At 70.1% G+C, this 16,990-nt stretch carries 16 protein-coding genes; 3 read left to right on the plus strand and 13 right to left on the minus strand.

Features of this window, described 5'->3' with window-relative positions; all coding sequences use genetic code 11:
• Window positions 1-81 precede the first annotated feature (81 nt).
• Together ACZ7CH_RS27320 and ACZ7CH_RS27325 are read right to left on the minus strand one after the other, a co-directional pair.
• Window positions 82-1,506, minus strand: coding sequence for a hypothetical protein (locus ACZ7CH_RS27320; RefSeq protein ID WP_470375249.1), 1,425 nt, complete (start codon window positions 1,504-1,506; stop codon window positions 82-84).
• Between the two features lie 212 nt (window positions 1,507-1,718).
• Window positions 1,719-2,270 (minus strand): D-alanyl-D-alanine carboxypeptidase family protein, encoded by a 552-nt coding sequence (locus tag ACZ7CH_RS27325; protein WP_470375250.1) that lies wholly within the window; start codon window positions 2,268-2,270, stop codon window positions 1,719-1,721.
• A 270-nt stretch (window positions 2,271-2,540) separates the two neighbouring features.
• Here ACZ7CH_RS27325 and ACZ7CH_RS27330 point away from each other — a divergent pair, with 270 nt between their 5' ends.
• Window positions 2,541-2,930: an SSI family serine proteinase inhibitor gene (locus tag ACZ7CH_RS27330; protein ID WP_470375251.1), complete on the plus strand. Its 390-nt coding sequence runs from the start codon at window positions 2,541-2,543 to the stop codon at window positions 2,928-2,930.
• 118 nt (window positions 2,931-3,048) lie between these two features.
• Window positions 3,049-4,149: a calcium:cation antiporter gene (locus ACZ7CH_RS27335; protein ID WP_470375252.1), complete on the plus strand. Its 1,101-nt coding sequence runs from the start codon at window positions 3,049-3,051 to the stop codon at window positions 4,147-4,149.
• Here ACZ7CH_RS27335 and ACZ7CH_RS27340 read toward each other — a convergent pair whose 3' ends face one another.
• The 11 genes from ACZ7CH_RS27340 to ACZ7CH_RS27390 form a co-directional block, all read right to left on the minus strand.
• Window positions 4,150-5,280, minus strand: a complete 1,131-nt coding sequence (locus ACZ7CH_RS27340; RefSeq protein WP_470375253.1) for a glycosyltransferase — start codon at window positions 5,278-5,280, stop codon at window positions 4,150-4,152.
• A gap of 228 nt (window positions 5,281-5,508) precedes the next feature.
• A complete protein-coding gene (locus ACZ7CH_RS27345; protein ID WP_470375254.1) occupies window positions 5,509-7,308 on the minus strand; it encodes a beta-ketoacyl [acyl carrier protein] synthase domain-containing protein in 1,800 nt (599 codons plus the stop codon).
• Window positions 7,305-8,183: an ACP S-malonyltransferase gene (locus ACZ7CH_RS27350; RefSeq protein WP_360384881.1), complete on the minus strand. Its 879-nt coding sequence runs from the start codon at window positions 8,181-8,183 to the stop codon at window positions 7,305-7,307. The genes ACZ7CH_RS27345 and ACZ7CH_RS27350 overlap by 4 nt, the downstream gene beginning before the upstream one ends.
• Entirely contained in the window at window positions 8,180-9,409 is a 1,230-nt protein-coding gene (locus ACZ7CH_RS27355) for a beta-ketoacyl synthase N-terminal-like domain-containing protein (protein WP_470375255.1), read from the minus strand. The genes ACZ7CH_RS27350 and ACZ7CH_RS27355 overlap by 4 nt, the downstream gene beginning before the upstream one ends.
• A gap of 10 nt (window positions 9,410-9,419) precedes the next feature.
• Window positions 9,420-10,211, minus strand: a complete 792-nt coding sequence (locus tag ACZ7CH_RS27360; RefSeq protein ID WP_470375256.1) for a polyketide synthase — start codon at window positions 10,209-10,211, stop codon at window positions 9,420-9,422.
• Window positions 10,208-10,951, minus strand: a complete 744-nt coding sequence (locus tag ACZ7CH_RS27365; RefSeq protein ID WP_360384875.1) for an enoyl-CoA hydratase/isomerase family protein — start codon at window positions 10,949-10,951, stop codon at window positions 10,208-10,210. The genes ACZ7CH_RS27360 and ACZ7CH_RS27365 overlap by 4 nt, the downstream gene beginning before the upstream one ends.
• A complete protein-coding gene (locus ACZ7CH_RS27370) occupies window positions 10,948-12,189 on the minus strand; it encodes a hydroxymethylglutaryl-CoA synthase family protein (protein ID WP_470375257.1) in 1,242 nt (413 codons plus the stop codon). Before ACZ7CH_RS27370 ends, ACZ7CH_RS27365 begins: the two co-directional genes overlap by 4 nt.
• On the minus strand, window positions 12,186-12,443 hold the full coding sequence (locus ACZ7CH_RS27375) for a phosphopantetheine-binding protein (protein ID WP_458432818.1): 258 nt from the start codon (window positions 12,441-12,443) through the stop codon (window positions 12,186-12,188). The genes ACZ7CH_RS27370 and ACZ7CH_RS27375 overlap by 4 nt, the downstream gene beginning before the upstream one ends.
• A 4-nt stretch (window positions 12,444-12,447) precedes the next feature.
• Entirely contained in the window at window positions 12,448-12,708 is a 261-nt protein-coding gene (locus ACZ7CH_RS27380) for an acyl carrier protein (RefSeq protein WP_360384869.1), read from the minus strand.
• Between the two features lie 31 nt (window positions 12,709-12,739).
• Window positions 12,740-13,876: a cytochrome P450 gene (locus ACZ7CH_RS27385; RefSeq protein WP_470372289.1), complete on the minus strand. Its 1,137-nt coding sequence runs from the start codon at window positions 13,874-13,876 to the stop codon at window positions 12,740-12,742.
• 194 nt (window positions 13,877-14,070) lie between these two features.
• Window positions 14,071-15,525, minus strand: a complete 1,455-nt coding sequence (locus ACZ7CH_RS27390; RefSeq protein WP_360384865.1) for an acyl-CoA carboxylase subunit beta — start codon at window positions 15,523-15,525, stop codon at window positions 14,071-14,073.
• Between the two features lie 418 nt (window positions 15,526-15,943).
• Here ACZ7CH_RS27390 and ACZ7CH_RS27395 point away from each other — a divergent pair, with 418 nt between their 5' ends.
• Complete coding sequence (locus ACZ7CH_RS27395) at window positions 15,944-16,957, plus strand: beta-ketoacyl-ACP synthase III (protein ID WP_470375258.1); 1,014 nt, start codon at window positions 15,944-15,946, stop codon at window positions 16,955-16,957.
• The last annotated feature ends 33 nt before the right edge of the window (window positions 16,958-16,990 follow it).

The following is a 16,990-nucleotide window of genomic DNA, read 5'->3' on the forward strand; positions in this document are numbered from 1 at the left end:
AAAGTGGCGCCTTCGGCGTGTCGCGCTCCCGCGGGCCGGCGAGCGGCCCTCGTGCCGCCGGTCGGCGACCACGGGGGCAGCTCACCAGAGGAAGACCATGCGCAGGAAGCTCACTATCAGCACCAGTCCCGGCACCAGCAGCAGGACCTTGCCGTAGATCTTGAGCAGGTGCGCGTTGGTCCGCATGTGCAGTCCGTGCCGGTACGACCCGATCGCCTTCAGCGCCTCCTGCAACGCGCGGGCGACGAAGAACGCCGGCTGGTTGGTGCGCCGCTTCTCCCCGGCGAACGGCCCCACCCGCTGCACGTGCGGCTCCCAGTCCGGCCCGAACGCGACGACGGCCGAGGTCCACCGGTTCTCGTCCACCGGCACACCCAGCGGTGTCGGCAGGTGCGTCTCCAGCCGCTGCGCCAGGTCGGGCCGCCCACCGGGGACGAGCAGCACGAGCTTGCCCGGCGGCTGCGTGCGGCACGCCTGGTCGACCTCCCACCACACCCCGTCGCCGTCACCCAGTCGCAGCACGATGAGCTGCGCCTGGTCCATCAGCCGCAGCACGCCGCTCTGCCAGTCGTCACCGGGCAGGTAGAACCGTGCCGCGCCCAGCCGTGGCACGTCCTCGCCGGGAATCCCGACGGCCACCACCGGCCCGTACGCCCCCAACGCCCCGATGAGCTGCTCCTCGCGCGAGAGGATGCTGACCATCCCCGTCCACGCCATCTCCTCCTGCCCGTCGACCACGGACGCGGCCTGGTCGTCCCCGAAGTCGCGCAGGTACAGCACCGGCCGCCGCCAGTCGGCCCGCAACGCCTGCGCCGCACCCCGCACCGCCCGCGGCCGTGAGTACCGCAGCACGAAGTAGGCGATCGGCAACCCGATGACACCGCCGGCGAGGAAGATCCCCCGCACCCCCCACGGCAGCTCGTTGGCCCTGGTCGCGGCCACCACGGCGATGAACCCGGCCGTCAGCAGGACGTACCCGGCACCGGTGACGACGAGGAACACCGGCCGCCGCCACACCGACCGCTTCGGCATGAACCGGGTGACCACCTCGACGACATCGGCGTTGGCCTTGTGCCGCTGATACCGGAACGCCAACGCCCCCACGGCCGCTATCGCCGCCACGACCAGCCACGGCACGGCGCGCGCACTCGTCCGGTCGAACTCCGCGTCGAGCTTGGCCTGGTCCTCCGGGATCTCCTCGGGCAGGTCGTTGGCGTGGCTCCTGGCCCGCTCGAACCGGCCCTCCGCGGCGACGTCGGCCCCGAGTTCGGCTGAGATGTAGGAGTGGCCGCCGCTGGGGTGGTGGACGTCGAACCAGCTCGCGATCGACCGCGCCTCGATGACGTCCCCGCGGTCGATCGCGGCCCGGAACGCCGCCGCCTTGGCGGGCGCGTCCTCGAACGCGACGCTCTTGCGCAGGTCGATGCCCGCGCTGATCGCGAGCATCAGGGCGACGTAGCCGAGGACGACGGCCACGGCGGTGACGATCTTGTTCCAGGTGCGCACGGCCCGATCCGATCATGTGGGCGGGCCTGGTCGTTCGGGAATGAACGCGGATCGCCCGAACCGCCCAGCGCTGGGGCGGGCGCTGTTCAGGAGCGACGCCGACGACGGCGTAGGTGCGAGCCGTGCGGTGCTCTGATCCGGTAACGGGCGTTGTCGGATTGCGGTGACGCAACCTCACGCGCGCACCAGGCGTCTAGACCTTTACCGGGGAGTCAGCTGCCCGTCGCGCTCGGAACCAGAGCGGGGCAGCCGCCGGTGGGGTAGGCGGCGTTGTACTCGAAATGCCACTGCTCGTTTTCGTAACGGCGGCACCAGCCGAAGGTGCTGCCGTTCTTCTCGATCCATTTTGCGGATTCGATCGGCTGGATGTCGATCGCGTATCCGAGCACGTGCATCGACTTGTCCGGCGGCAGCACGTACCGGCCGGCGAGCTCCGCGTTGCCGAACTTCCCGACCGCGTCGTCGAACTCCTTCTGCTGCTGGCTTCGGCTGCGCTTGCCGTCGTTCAGGCACAGCGTCACGCCCTGTTCGGTTGCCTTGGCGCGCAACGACTTCCACGCCTGCAGCACGTCGCCGCGCAGGCCGTCGGGTGCTTCGTCGAGGTAGCGGGCGTCGATCGGGCACGGCGGCCCGGAAGGCGGGCCCGGCACCTCCTCGTAAATCGCCAGCGGCTTTCCGGCGTGCCGGTCGAAGACGAGCGTCAATCTGCCCAGGTGACCCAGCGCGCCGCCGGCGGAAACCACGAGTGTGACGATCAGCAACACGCCGAACACGACGCGTCTGGAGGTCTTGGACATGATTTCGATAATACGGTGTGCCCGTCATCGTCCGGTGACAACCGGTCGACAGGCGCGTCCCGGACAGCGTGGCGCAGAACACAGCCGTTCGGCCCAACCACGCTTTCGGCGCAACGTCGAAATGTGATCGGTGAACGCATCCTGGCCCCTTTCACCACGCTGATTCCGGGTGGCAACATCTGCGGCGGCCGAGAACCGGCCCGGTTTTTGCAGAAGGTCTCAGGAGGACCCGTTTCGATGTCCGCGCGCATTTTCGCGTTCGCCGCACTGCTCGTCTCGCTCTTCATCACCGCCGGTACCGCACAGGCGGCACCGCAGGCCGGTGGCACCGCTCTCGTGCTTGAGGTCCAGCACTCCGACGTGGCGGACAACGCCTACCGGGCAACCGTCCTGACCTGCGGGAGGACCGATGAGCACCCGCGCGGTGCGCAGGCCTGCGCAGCACTGGCCGCCGCTCGTGCCGACCTCGGTGCGATGGCGGCGGACGACCGGGCGTGCACGTTCGAGCACGCACCCGTCGAGGTGTCGATGTTCGGATTCTGGCGCGGTGCGCCCGTTCACCAGGTCCGCACGTTCCCGAACTCGTGCGTCATGCTGGCGCACACCGGTGCCTTGTTCGATTTCTAGGCACCACTGAGAATGTGGGGTGGGACGCGGCAGGGGCGTCCCACCTCACATTTTCGGCCATCGGAATGGGGGTCGCTTCGGATGGCGTGGGGTCGCGCCCGTGTGCGAGGGTGTGATCATGGCCGCCACCACCTCGCGCTTCCCCCTGCTCTCCTGGACGACCATCGCCCCCGCTCTCGGCGTGCTGCTCCTCGCTGTGACGTGGGGGCGCGACCTCGGGCCCGTGTTCGTGGTCCTGATCGCCGTCGTGCTCGCCGTGACCGTCCTCGCGGCCGTGCACCACGCCGAGGTCGTGGCGCTGAGAGTGGGGGAGCCGTTCGGATCTCTGGTCCTCGCGGTCGCGGTGACGGTCATCGAGGTGGCCCTGATCGTCACGCTGATGGTGTCCGGCGGCCCGGAGGCGGCATCACTCGCCCGCGACACGGTGTTCGCGGCGGTCATGATCACCACGAACGGCATCGTCGGCATCGCGTTGCTGCTCGGTGCGCTCAAGCACGGCACCACCCTCTTCAACGCCGAGGGCAGCGGCGGCGCGCTCGCCACCGTGATCACCCTCGCCGCGCTCACGCTCGTGCTGCCGACGTTCACCACCACCACGCCCGGCCCCGAGTTCTCCAGCCCGCAGCTCGCGTTCGCCGCACTCGCCTCGCTCGCGCTGTGGGGGATGTTCGTCTTCACCCAGACCGTCCGGCACCGCGACTTCTTCCTGCCCGTCGACGCCGACGGCGTGATCGAGGCCGACGAGCACGCCGAGGCGCCGTCCGGCAAAGCCGCCCTGATGTCGCTGTTCCTGCTGCTCGTCGCGCTGGTCGCCGTCGTCGGCCTCGCGAAGATCGAGTCACCCGCGATCGAGGCCGGCGTGCGCGCGGTCGGCTTCCCGCAGTCGTTCGTCGGTGTCGTCATCGCACTGCTGGTGCTGCTGCCCGAGACCATCGCCGCCGCACGCGCCGCACTGCGCGACCGCATCCAGACCAGCCTCAACCTCGGCTACGGCTCGGCCATCGCGAGCATCGGCCTCACCATCCCGACCATCGCGCTCGCGACCGTGTGGCTCGACGGCCCGCTGCTGCTCGGTCTCGGGTCGACGCAGATGATCCTGCTGCTGCTCACCGTCCTGGTCAGCGTCCTGACCGTGGTGCCAGGACGCGCGACCCGGCTGCAGGGCGGCGTGCACCTGGTGCTGCTGGCGGCGTTCCTGTTCCTCGCCGTGAACCCGTAGTCAGGACCCGGAGCGGTTCGAACGCCCGCTTTCGTTCTCCACCAACGACTGCAGGTCGGCGACGAACGTCTCGAGTGGCGGCAGGGCCAGCATGTCGCGCTGGATCCGCCTGGCGTTGCCCCGGTACCGCGGGTCCTCCAGAACTGCCCGGCAGGCGGCCAAGATGTCGTCGGCACTCATGGCGTCCGTGCGCAGTTGCTCGCCGACGCCGGCCTCCGCGCACCTGCCTGCGTTGTACGGCTGCTCCGAGAACATGGGCATGCAGACGAGCGGGACGCCACATCGCATCGCTTCACGGACGCTGTTGTGACCGGCGTGCGTGACGAAGAGATCGCAGCACTCCAGCAGGAGCGGCTGGGGAACTGACTCCACGAGGACCACAGTGGACGGCAGGGGGCCGAACGCCTCGGGCGCGACGCCGCGTCCTGTGCTGACCACCGCGACGCAGTCCAGCTGCGCCAGGGCCGTGACGACGGATTTGAGCAGCGAGAGGCCGTCGGACGCGAACGCGGACAGCGTGCCCAGGCTCGCGAACACCCACGGCTTGTCGGTGGGCAGACCCGTCAGAACAGGCGGCAACGCCTCGCCCCGCCTTCCGGGGTGCTCGTGCCGGTAGGACTTGGAGCGGGGCACGGCGGCCTCTGCCGGGTCGTAGGTCTCGGGCATCAGGCAGGCGTGCAGGTGCCGGAAGCCGGCCTCCCCGGTGGGATCGGGCGGCAGGCCGAACGAGGCCCGGAGCGGGGCCATCAGCGGCGCGAGCGTGGAAGGCGGCGAGATCACGTTGATCGCGCCACCGATCGCGACGGAGGCGTGCGGCACGCCCAGCACCTCCGCGGCGAGCACACCGCCGAACTCGAGCGTGCTGCGGACGATGACGTCGGGGTTCCACCCCGAGGCGATGACGTCCTTCGCCATCGCCTCGGCCGGAGGGCCGATGAAGAAGTCGACCGTCCTCTCCATCGCCGAGAGCTCCGCGAACGTTCCACCGGACTCCGCCAGCGTCCGCTCGACGAGGTCCAGGATGTCGACCCCCGCCGGCAGGTGGTCGAACCCGTAGGCGGTGATGTCCTCGGCGGAGGTCGCGGCGGTGGCGATCCCGACCGTGTGCCCTGAAGCCTGAGCGGCTCTCATGACCGGTACCAGCGCCCGGATGTGGGACGGTGAGTTCGCGACGGTGAAGAGGATCCGCAAGGTCGTGCTCCGATCGTGGTGACCGCCCGCAGTGGCGGAACCCGGTGGCTGATGAGGGGTCACTGGTTGCAGTGGTCACGTCAACACAAGGCTGTGGGTGGACTGCCGGTGGAGGCAGCGCCGTCGCTCGGTGGAAGCGTGCTCATACTACGTTCCAGAGCACTCTCCTCAAGAGCCGAGTGAGCCGAAGGACTCGTGCCAGCACGAGATCCGGTCGAACGGGTAGGCGGACAGCGGAACTCGGCGCGGGCGCTGCTCTTCCGGCCACAGGACGGCCCACTCGACGCGCTCGCCGGTGAGCCAGCGAGCGGCGACCCGCAGCTCCGGCTCCGGCACGTCGTGGTCAGCGGTGGCCAACTCCGCGGGGTCGACTGTGTCGTGCAGCACCAACGGATGCGGCTCGCCGCGCAGGAACGCGTGGGCCGCGACCGCGAACTCACCCGCGTCCTCGGCGAGGATGACGACCCGCTGGGCCAACTGGGCACGTCCCGTTTGGAGGGTCCACACGGCGGCGGTGAAGTCCGGTGGCGCGAGCCCCGGTCCGCCCGACGGGTCCTGCCTGCCGTGGGGGAGCAGGTCGGCCAGCTCGGTGAGCAACCGGTGCAGGCTGCGCTCGGTGCGTGCGCTCACCGGCACGGGCAGGCGGCCGGACCGGTGCCGGCCGCGGCTGTCGAGCTCCGGCGCTTCTTCCAGCACGATGTGGGCGTTGGCTCCACCGACTCCCAGTGCGGTGATGCCGACCCTGCGGGGTGGGCCGTCAGGCCAGGGAACCGCTCGTGCCGCGATGTCCACCGGATCGCGGTCCGCTGGGATGTCGGGGTGCGGCGTGGTGAAACCGGCGGTGAGCGGGATCGTGCGATAACGCAGGACCTGCACCGCCTTGGCCAGGCTCGCCGCCCCCGCCGCGCCTTCGAGGTGACCGATGTTGCCCTTCACCGACCCCATCCACAGCTTGCCGCCGGGTCCGGCTGCGGTCGTCCGTCCCTCTTCCGACCGCAGCAGATCGACCACGGCCTGCACTTCGACGGGGTCGCCCTTGCCGGTGCCTGCCGCGTGCGACTCCATGTACCCCAGTGCGGAAGGAGGCAGACCTGCCTGCGCCAGCGCGCGGCTCATCAGCTCCACCTGGGACTCGGCGTCGGAACGCGTCAGCGTGCCACGCCGGCCGTCGTGGTTCAGCGCACTCCCCCTGATGACCGCGAGCACCGGGTCACCGTCGGCCACCGCGTCCTCCAGGCGTTTGAGGACGAAGCAGAACACCCCTTCACCGCGGACGTAGCCGTCGGCGTCCGCGCTGAAGCACCGGGCTTGCCCTGTCGGCGACAGAGCGCCGAACCGGTGCATCACGGCCTGCATGTGGCCGTGCAGGTAGATGTTCGGGCTCCCGGCGACCGCCAGGTCGAACTCACCCGCACGAAGCCCCGACACCGCTTGGGCCACCGCCGTCAGACCGCCCGCGCAGGCGGTGTCCAGCGTGATGCTGGGGCCCCGCAGGTCGAACTGGTGCGAAATCCGTGCCGAGGCGAAGGTCAGCAGAAGCCCGATCGCGCTGTACCGGTCGACGAGGTGCAGGTCTGCGGCGCGGTCGCGCATGTCGGAGCTCGTGGTGGAGACGAACACCCCGGCGTCGCGGCCGGCGAGCGAGTCGGGTGCCAGGCCGGCGCTCTCCAAGGCGTGCCAGGTGGCTTCGAGCATCAGGCGCTGCTGGGGGTCCATCCAGACGGCCATCCGCGGCGTGATCTGGAACAGTCCCGGCTCGAAGTCACCCACGTCCGGCAGCAGGGACACCACCGGGTCCGGTGTGCCGCCCAGGTCGGCGCGGTAGTCGTGCAACCGGCCGGGAGTCGCGGGGGCCGAGGTGCACCTGCCCTCGGCGAGCAGGCGCCAGAACGCGTCGGCGTCCTCCGCACCGGGCACCCGCGCGGCCATGCCGATGATGGCGACCGGCGCTGCTCCGCCGGCGCTCACCGCGCACCTCCCGTGGTGATGGAGAGCAGGTTCGCCGCGGCGGGGATCTGCCGCAACATCCTCACCAGCACCTGGCTGACGCCCGGTTGGTGGAAGGACACGTCCTGGAAGTTCTCGGCCACCCACGTCACGGACTGGTGCCAGCGCACCGGGCTGTGCACGTGCCGGACCAGGGAATCGGCGACGTCCGCCGCGCTGTGCGGACGCGCGGTCACGTTGGACACGACCGGAATGGCGGGCTCCTCGAAGGAGAACCGCTCCAGCTGCGCCCCGAAGTCAGCCGCGGCGTCCCGCATGTGACCGCTGTGGAACGCCCCGGTGATCGCCAGTCGCCGCACGTCCGCGGCACCGAGGTCGCGCATCACCTGTTCCGCCGAGGCGAGAGCGCTCTCGGGACCTGCCAGGACCGTCTGCGTCGGCGAGTTGAAGTTGACGGCCTCGACGCCCCGCAACCGCGGCTCGCCCAGTGCTCCGCAGACGGTCTCCTCCGCCAGCCCCTGCACGGCCGTCATCGCGCCGGCAGCCGCCTTGGAAGTGATCTCGGCGCGCAGCCGGACCAGCTCGAGCCCTTCGAGGAAGCCGAACACCCCCGCTGCCTCCAGGGCGTTGTACTCACCGAGGCTGTGCCCCAGCACGACATCGGGGCTCAGCCCGTCCTCGCGGGCGGCGCGCAGTGCCAGGGCGCTGACCACGTAGGTTGCGGGCTGGGTGTAGCGGGTCTGGGCGAGCCGCTCCTCATCGGCGCAGAGCTCACGCAGGTCGTAGCCGAGCGTCGCCGAGGCGGCTCCGGTCAGGGCGGGGAACCGCGCGAAGAGCTCGACCCCCATGTTCTGACGCTGCACGCCCTGTCCTGGGAACAGGAAAACGACGGTCATCGGGTTTCCCCCGTCTGGATGGTCTCGGTGGTGAGTGCGATGGAGGTGTTGATGCCGCTGAAACCGAAGCTGTTGGTGAGCGCCACCCGCCGGTCGAGCTGGCTGGAGGTGAGCCCCGCCAGACGTCCGCCCACACCGGGCATGGGACTGCTGGTGTTCGGGTTGCCGTGCACCCGGCCGCTCCGCAGCTGCACCACGGTGGCGATGAGCTCGACCAAGCCCGCCGCGGTGAGCGCGTGGCCGAGGAAAGCCTTGGTGGAGTTGACGAGTGGCCCCGCACCGACGCCGAAGACCTGGGCGATGGCGCTGGCCTCGCACTCGTCTCCGACCCGTGAACCGGTGGCGTGCGCGCTGAGATAACCGACATCGGCGGGTTCGATCCCGGCGGCGAGCATCGCGGCGCGCATGGCCTCGACCTGCCCGGCCGGGTCGGGAGCAGCACCACGCCGGGCGTCGAGCCGTTGCCCGGCACCCAGCAGAACCGCCAGCGGTTCCCGTGCCGTCCGGCCGGCTGGTTCCAGGACGACCGCCGCCGCGGCCGTTCCCGGCACGAAACCCTCCCGGTGCTCGTCGAACGGCCGGCACACCGGTTCCGGGCCGGGGTGGAGTGCGCCGCTGGTGCTCAGCGCGCGTGTTTCGGTCGGCGACAGCTCGCCTGCGGGGGCGACCACCAGGCACCGCTGCGCGTCGCCGGCGCGCAGCAGGCGCATCGCCTGGATGACCGCGACCGCTCCGCTGGCCGACGCGGCGCCCACGGTCCACCCCTCGACACGCAGGCCGAGCAGTTCGCTCACCACACCCACGGTGTCGGTGTCCTGGTAGGCCACGGCATGGGTGGGACGCACCCGACGGACACCGCGCACCTCGTCCAGCACCGTGCGCGCCTGGTAGTCCATGGCCAGGTTGTTGCCTGCCACGATCAGCGCGCACCCGGCGAGCTCGGACGCCGTCAGCCCGGCCTCGCGGGCACACCGCACAGCGGCCACCGCCGCCGTCCTGGCCGGATCGGCGCTGCACCTCGTGGCGCGGCGCACCCGCGCGGCGTCCCCTGCATCCAGGTGGTGGACCTCCGGATCGTCGAGAAGACCCACCCAACCCCGGTGCACCGGAGGTGGTTCGCCGTCGGACAGCAGCACGTCCGCGAGCTGGTCGAGGCCGCTGAGCGAAGGGGTGAGCACGGTGGCGGCCCGCACCGCGACCGCGGCCCGGGCCGCCGGCGCGGTCATGACGTCGTGGTCATGACGTCGTGGTCCGCAGCAAGCCGTAACCCTCTTTGGTCAGCGAGACGACATCGGGCAGTTCGCGGGAGGTCATGTGCGGCTCCAGCTCCCTGTCCATCGCCGCGTCCGATCCCGCGAGGCACTTGCCCATCAGCTCGCGTTTGAGCAGTTCGAGACTGGCACGCGGCGAACGGGCGATCATCAGGGCCAGTTTCCGGGCCGTGGCCGGCACCTCGTCGTGCGCGACCACCTGCACACCGCAGCCGCGTTGCCTGAGCTCGATGCCGCGGTAACCGCGTGCGGTCAGCAACATCTCGGTGCCCAGCGCCTCCCCGATCTTGGCGGGGACGACGTAGGTCGCTCCGACGTACGGTGCGACGCCGTATTGCATGAAGTTGGCCGCGTAGTAGGACCGTTCGCTCAGCACGGCGACATCGGCGTAGAGCCCGAGCACGAGTCCGCCGCCCAGCGCGTGGCCCTGCATCTCGGCGACCACCGGCAGCGGACACGTCGCGAAGACCCTGGCGAAACGCCGGTACTCCGGCAGCGGCAGACCGTCGGCGATCCCGACCAGCGTTTCCCTGGTCGCTCCCGCGCAGAACACGGAAGACATGCCGGCCGCGATGACCACACGGGTGTCCGGGTGGCCGGTCGCCGCTTCCACCGCCTGGAAGAGGTGGTCCAGCCACTCCCTGCGGAACGTGTTGCCGTTCTCGGCATCGGCGAAGCGCACCGTGGCGATCGGCGCTTCGAACTCCACGGAGATCGGTCCGAACACCTGCTCGGGAACCGCGCTGTCGTCGCTCACAACAACCCCTCTGCCACCAGCGCCGTGATCCGCTGGGAGACCTTCGGATCGTTCAGACGCGCGCCGAACATCCGTTCGGCCATCAACCCGTACCGGTTGTCGGCCGGGAACAGGACCTGGTGCGCCTGCTTGAGGTCCGCGAGGGTGTCGCGGTCCGAGCGGCGCAACGAGAGCAGCACCTTGCGCATCGCCGCCCGCGGGTCGTCGCTCACGACGTCGACGAGCCCGATCCGCTCGGACTCGGCGGCGGTGAGCTGATCCGCGAGCATCGCCAGCCGGAGCGACCTGTGCTGTCCCACGCGGCGGGCGATCCACGGCATGATGATGGTGGGCAGCATGCCGAAGAACACCTCCGTGAGCTGAAAGGTCACCTCGGGCGAGGCGATCACGACGTCGCAGGCCGCGGCCAGACCGACCCCACCGCCACTGGCCCAGCCCTGCACGACGGCGATGGTGGGCACCGGTCCCGAGCTCATCCGGGTGAGCAGGTGCCACAGGCCGGTGGTCAACCCCGTGAACTCGGCCTCGCCGAGCTCGGTGATGTGCGCGCCGGCGCAGAAGACCGGGCCGTCGGAGAGGAGTACGACGGCGCGGCAGCCCGGGTCGGCCTCTGCCTGGTCGAACGCGGCGTGCAGCCGGGCGATCAACGCCGGCGTGAGCGCGTTGCGGGACTCGGCGTCGTTGAGCTCCAGCACGAGGTGACCCGGTTTGGGGACCACTCGGAGACCGTCGGATGTCATGTCATGTCCTTGTCGCACCACAGGTACTCCCGGTGGTGATCCTTGATCGAACTGAGCATCAGCAACGGCCCGGTGGTGCGTGCGGCCGCGGTGACGAGGTCGCTGACGCCGCGGAGGCAGTCATCGGCGTCCGGTGTGCCCGGCAGGGTGCGGCGAGCAACGTCGAGCACGGCGTCATAGCGTTCGACGCTGATCTTCGTTCGCGCGGACAGCGCGGTGTCGAGCTGTGCTGCCGCCGGAGTGCCCTCGGTGTCCGCGGAAGCGGTGAGACCGATGAACTCGGACGAACACCCGCCCCCGTAGGAGTAGACGCCGAGCTCGTGACCGGTCGTCGTCGAATGGTGGCGCAACGAGCTCGCCAGTGCCATCAGGGCGCAGCCGGAGTAGATGTTGCCGACCTCGGCCGGGACCTCCAGCGAGGCGCTGACCCGCTTCTTGAAGTCCAGGTCGATCTCGGCGGCGTCCATCCCGGACAGTCGCCGTGCCGCGGTGCGATGCGCTCCGCGCACCATTCCCGGGAACGGGGTGTGCATCGCCAGCGCGTCGAACGACGTGCCGAAATCGGACTCGGTGTGCTCGGAGTAGTTCTTGTACGAGCCGATGAGGCAGTCGATGTACGACATGATGGACAGGTCGACGTTGATCACGTCGACGTCGACCGCCGGCCGGCGGAAGTCGGTGTTGTCGAAGCTCCACAGGCCATAGCGGTCCGCGTGCCACCGCGCGAGGCGTGGCTCGCCGAGCAGGACCGCGATCGCTCCGGCGCCCTGGCTGGGTTCCGCGTAACTGCCCTGGACGGGAATCGGCGCGTCACCGGCGATGACCAGCGCCCTGCCGCGCCTCGACGAGGCGACGAGCGAAGCGGCCGCCATCTGGAGAGCGGCGGCTCCGCCGTGACAGGCCTGCTTGACCTCGAACACCCGGCACGTCTTCGGCAGGTCGAGAAAGGCGTGGGCGAACGCCGCGGCGGACTTCGCGAGGTCGACACCGCTCTCGGTCGCCACGACCACCGTCTCGATGGTCGCCCTGCCCTCCGCGCCGAGGCGGTCGAGCACCGGTCGAGCGGCGTTGACCGCCATCGTGACGATGTCCTCGCACGGCAGCGCAACGCTCTTGCGCCGCATCAACAGGTTCGCGAGCCTCGCCGGTTCCAGGCCGCGGGCCTGGAACAGCTCGTCGACCTCGACCCGGGCCGTGCCGAAGTAGGCGCCGATGTCCTCGACGCCGACCGCGGTCATGACGGCACCTCTTCGAGGAGCAGCTCGGTCAGCTCGCCGAGGTTCGCGGCGTCACCGAACCGGTGCAACGCCGCGTCGATGCCCAGTGCCTCGACGGTACCGACCACGACGTCCATCCGGTCCATCGAATCGGCACCGAGCGAGCTCATGCTGGCGCTGGGCACGACCGCGGCGGGGTCGAGGTCCGGCAGCACCTCGAGCAGCTGCTCCTTCAGCACGGCGAAGACCTCCTCGCGACCGGTTCGGTTTCCCACCCCGTCACCCCGTGACGACGGGCTTGAGAGCAGCCGCCAGCAGGCGCACGCTGTCGTTGTCGTAGACGGTGTCGACCGTGATGACACCGTCGAACCTGGTGCGCAGCATGCTGACGAACTCGACGGCGAGGATCGAGTCCACGCCGACATCGGCGAACGACCGGTCCAGCGGGACGTCCTCGGGCGCGAGCATCAGCAGCTCGGCGAGCACGTCGATGATCACGTTCTCCGCTTCGGTGTTCGTTCCGGCGAGGCGGTCGCTCATGTCGATCTCCGTTGTTCGGTGGTGTTGGCGGTCAGCGGGAGACCGGGTTCGGTCCGTCCTGCAGCAGCCGCACAGGTGCGGTCCGGTAGCCGGTGAAGGTGTTGGACCTGGTCGTGGTCGGTGGTCCGGTCAGGACGACGCGAAGCCGGTTCTCCACGAAGAACTCCAGCAGCGCGGTCAGCTGCGACCGGGCGACGACGGCGCCCAGGCAGTGGTGCGGCCCGAAACCGAAGGCCATGCCCGTGCCTTGCCCGCGCAGCGGGTCGAACACGTCCGGACTCCGGTAGCAGCGCGGATCCCGCAGAACCGCGCCGAGCACCACCCGCACGGTGTCGCCGCGGCGGATGTGCCGTCCGCCCAGCTCCACGTCACGACCCGCCGTCCTGCCGATCGTGGTGGTCGGTGCGGTCCAGCGCAGCGCCTCGTCGACGAAACCGGGCACCAGCTCCGGCGCGGCGGCGAGGCGGGGGTGCCAGTGCGGCTCCCTGGCGAGCAGCACGGCCAGCCCCGTGAAGGCCAGACGAGGTGCGACGGTGCCTCCGACGACGACACCGATCAGGTTGGAGAGCACGTCCTTGCGCGAGATCCGGCCGGCGCGTTCTGCCTCGTGCAGGTGGCCGATCAGGTTGTTCTGCCCGGCGTTGCGGTGTCCCACCAGCAGATCGCTGAAGATGCCCGCCGCCTTGGCGAGGGCCTGGCGCGCCGTCTCCCGGTCGGTACCGGTGAAGGCCTCCGGGCCCGTGTCACCGAGGATGCCCGCGACCTGGTCGCCGACCTCGGACATCCGCATCTCGTCCAGCCCCAGGAGATCGGCCATGGACGCCAGCGCGAGCGGCCATGCGATGTCGGCGTTGAAGTCGAACGCCGCGGTGTCGATGCGGGGCCGCACCAGGCGTTCGAGCGCATCGGTCAAAGCTGCGGTACGCGTCTCGACGCGCCGTTTGGTGAACAGGTCCTTCATGGCGGAGCGCACGACGGCTCGATGTTCGCCATCCGTGGCGATCAGGATGCTGCCGCGCAACGGGTCCGGGTTGGCGGGCCCGTTCCACGGGAAGACACCCTGACCGGAGAGGAAGACGTCGTCGTCTCCCAGGACGACCTTCGCCTCCTCGGCGCGGAAGACGCCCCAGAACTCGTCGCCGACAGCGGCGGACGCGAGCCTGTGCACAGCCGCGGCTTCGCGGAACCGGCTCAGCACGGCGTGCGGCTGTCCGTGGGAGAAGAGCTCGGCGGAACCGAAGTCAGGTGCTCCGGCAGCACATTCGGTGCAGCATGAAATCGCTTTCGCGGAAAGGGCAGCATCCTGCTGCGAAAGCACGTTGCCTCCAGATGGGCTCGTGGTCGCCGAGGCTTCGGGTGTCGTCACTGCGGCATGTTGTCGTGACTGTGACCAGGTTTCCGGGCGCGCATCAGCGGACGGATGACCTTGATGATCGCGTCGCGGGTCTCCGCAGGAGTGATCATGGCGTCGACCGCCTGGCGGGAAGTCGCCAGAGCCGGTGAGAGTGCCTCCGCGCGGTAGTTGTCGAGCAGCTCCTGGCGCCTGTCCGGATTCGCCGCGAGCTCGCGGCGGAACACGATCTCCACCGCACCTTCCGCGCCCATCACCCCGATTTCCGCCGTCGGCCAAGCGAAAACGCGGTCGGCACCGAGCTGTTTGGAGTTCATCACGATGTACGCCCCGCCGTACGCCTTGCGCAGGATCACGGTGACCCGCGGCACCGTGGCTTCCGCGAAGGCGTACAACAACTTGGCTCCGCGGCGGATGACGCCGTCGGTTTCTTGCGCCTTCCCCGGCATGAACCCCGGTGTGTCGACCAGGGTGACCAGGGGGAGGCCGAACGCGTCGCACATCCGCACGAACCGCGCGCCCTTCTCGGCCGCACGGGTGTTGAGCGTGCCGGCCAACGTGTTCGGCTGGTTGGCCACCACGCCCACCGGCATCCCGTCGAGGCGCGCGAAGCCGATGACGATGTTCGGGGCGTAGTGCGGTTGGAGCTCGAGGAAGCTGTCCGCGTCGACCAGCCCGCGGACGACCTGCCGCACGTCGTAGGTCTTGCGCTGCTCCGCGGGGACCTCGGGAACCAGTTCCGGGTCTCGTGCCAGGTGCAGCGGCAGTTCGTCCCAGCAGGAGCTGGGCAGGTAGGACAGCACCCTGCGGACCAACGGGAACGCGTCCTCTGGACGTTCGGTCACGAGGTGCGCGAGACCTGACATCGCCGAGTGGACGTGGGCGCCGCCGAGGTCCTCGGCGGTGACCTCTTCGCTCGTCACGCTGCGCACCACCTTCGGGCCGGTGAGGAACATGTGGGCCCGGCGGTCCATCACGATCAGGTCGGTCAGCGCGGGGGAGTAGGCCGCACCACCGGCACATGCGCCGAGGATCACGCTGATCTGCGGGACGCGGCCGGACAGGGCCACGTTGCGGCGGAAGATCGACGCGTACCCGTCCAGGGCGGAGACGCCCTCCTGGATGCGCGCGCCGCCGGAGTCCAGCACGCCCACCACGGGGCACCGGGCCCGGTGCGCCTGGTCGAGCACTTGGACGATCTTCTGCGCGTGAGTGGCGCCCAGGGTGCCGCCGAGCACGGAGACGTCCTGCGCGAACACCGCCGCCGGCCGCGCGTCGATCTCGGCGGTGCCGGTGACCACGGCGTCACCGGCGGGTCGCTTCTCCTGCATGCCGAAAGCGGTGCACTGGTGCGTCGCCTCGGCACCGAACTCCAGCAGACTGCCAGGATCCACGAGTGCGCCCAGTGCGTTGCGGGCACCGAGCTTGACCGGCGTCAGCGCGGCGGTCGTGTGCGTCGTTGTCACGGAATTCCTGTTCCTGTCGACTTCGGGGAGAGCGACGTTCCTCGATCTTGTGACAAGGCAGGCGAGCCTTGTGCAGCACCGCCACGGGTGCGCTGAGCGGCCGGAGCAAGGACGACAGTGCGGCGGGGCGGGAGATCTCGCACTGCGGAGTACCGCAGTGCTCTGCCCCGCAGGTCCGAGCGGCAGGGTTTTCGTCCAAATGCAAGGTTGCGGCATTGTTTTCATCCTTTCGGTCCAAGGTGAGCGGCTCGCGCTGAGGTCCATTCGGGACTTGCCCACGTCATTTGATTTCCAATGAGCTCCGATTCAGCAGGTGAGGGCGTCGAGGATTGGATTCGCGAACGAGGTTGCGGATTTCCGCAGGCCAGGTCGGCTCGGCTCCGACCTAGCCTCACCCCGTGGACCAACGGGAGAACGCATGACAGCGGATCACCGCCGTGCCGCAGTTCTGTGCGGGATCGGGACGTGGTTGCCGCCGAGGGTGGTGACGAACGACGACCTCGCTCGGCAACTCGACACGTCGGACGCGTGGATCCGGTCCCGGACGGGAATCCGCGAGCGCCGTGTGATCGAGCCGGGCACGTCGACCTCGGACCTCGCGGTCGAGGCGGGGGCTCGCGCGCTGAAGTCCGCGGGTGGTGCGAACGCGGATCTGGTGGTCGTGGCCACCACGACACCGGACCACCCGTGCCCGTCGACCGCCCCAGAAGTCGCAAGCCGTCTCGGGATGGCCGGGGTGCCCGCCTTCGACCTGAACGCGGTGTGCGCGGGGTTCGTGTACTCACTCGCAACGGCCGCCGGGCACATCGCCGCGGGGACCGCCGAGCGCGTGCTGGTGATCGGCGCGGACACCTTCACCACCGTGCTGGACCCGCACGACCGCACGACCGCCGCCATCTTCGGAGACGGCGCGGGCGCGGTGGTCCTCCGTGCGGGGACGGCTGACGAGCCGGGCGCGCTCGGCCCGTTCGACCTCGGCTCGGACGGGACGAACGCGGACCTGCTCATCGTGCCTGCCGGTGGATCCAGGCAGCGCGGTTCCGGGCGGCCTCCCGACCCCGAGGACGTCTACTTCCGGATGGACGGTCCGCCGGTGTTCCGCAACGCCGTCACGAGGATGAGCGAGTCCGCCACCAAGGTGCTCGCCCACGCCGACTGGCGGATCGAGGACGTGGACCGGTTCGCCTGCCACCAGGCGAACGCGCGGATCCTCTCGGCGGTGGCGCGCAACCTCGAGGTGCCGGAAGACCGTGTCGTCAGGAACGTCGACCGGGTCGGCAACACCGTCGCCGCCTCCATCCCGCTCGTCCTCGCCGACGCGGCCGCGGCAGGTGACGTCGTCCCCGGCCACCGCGTCCTCATCACCTCCTTCGGCGCGGGCCTCAGCTGGGGCTCCACCGTGATCACCTGGCCCGACGTCGACCTCGGCTGACCCGGACGCCACCCCACCACCGAGTTCCACTCA

Source organism: Lentzea sp. NPDC037011, assembly GCF_055607425.1.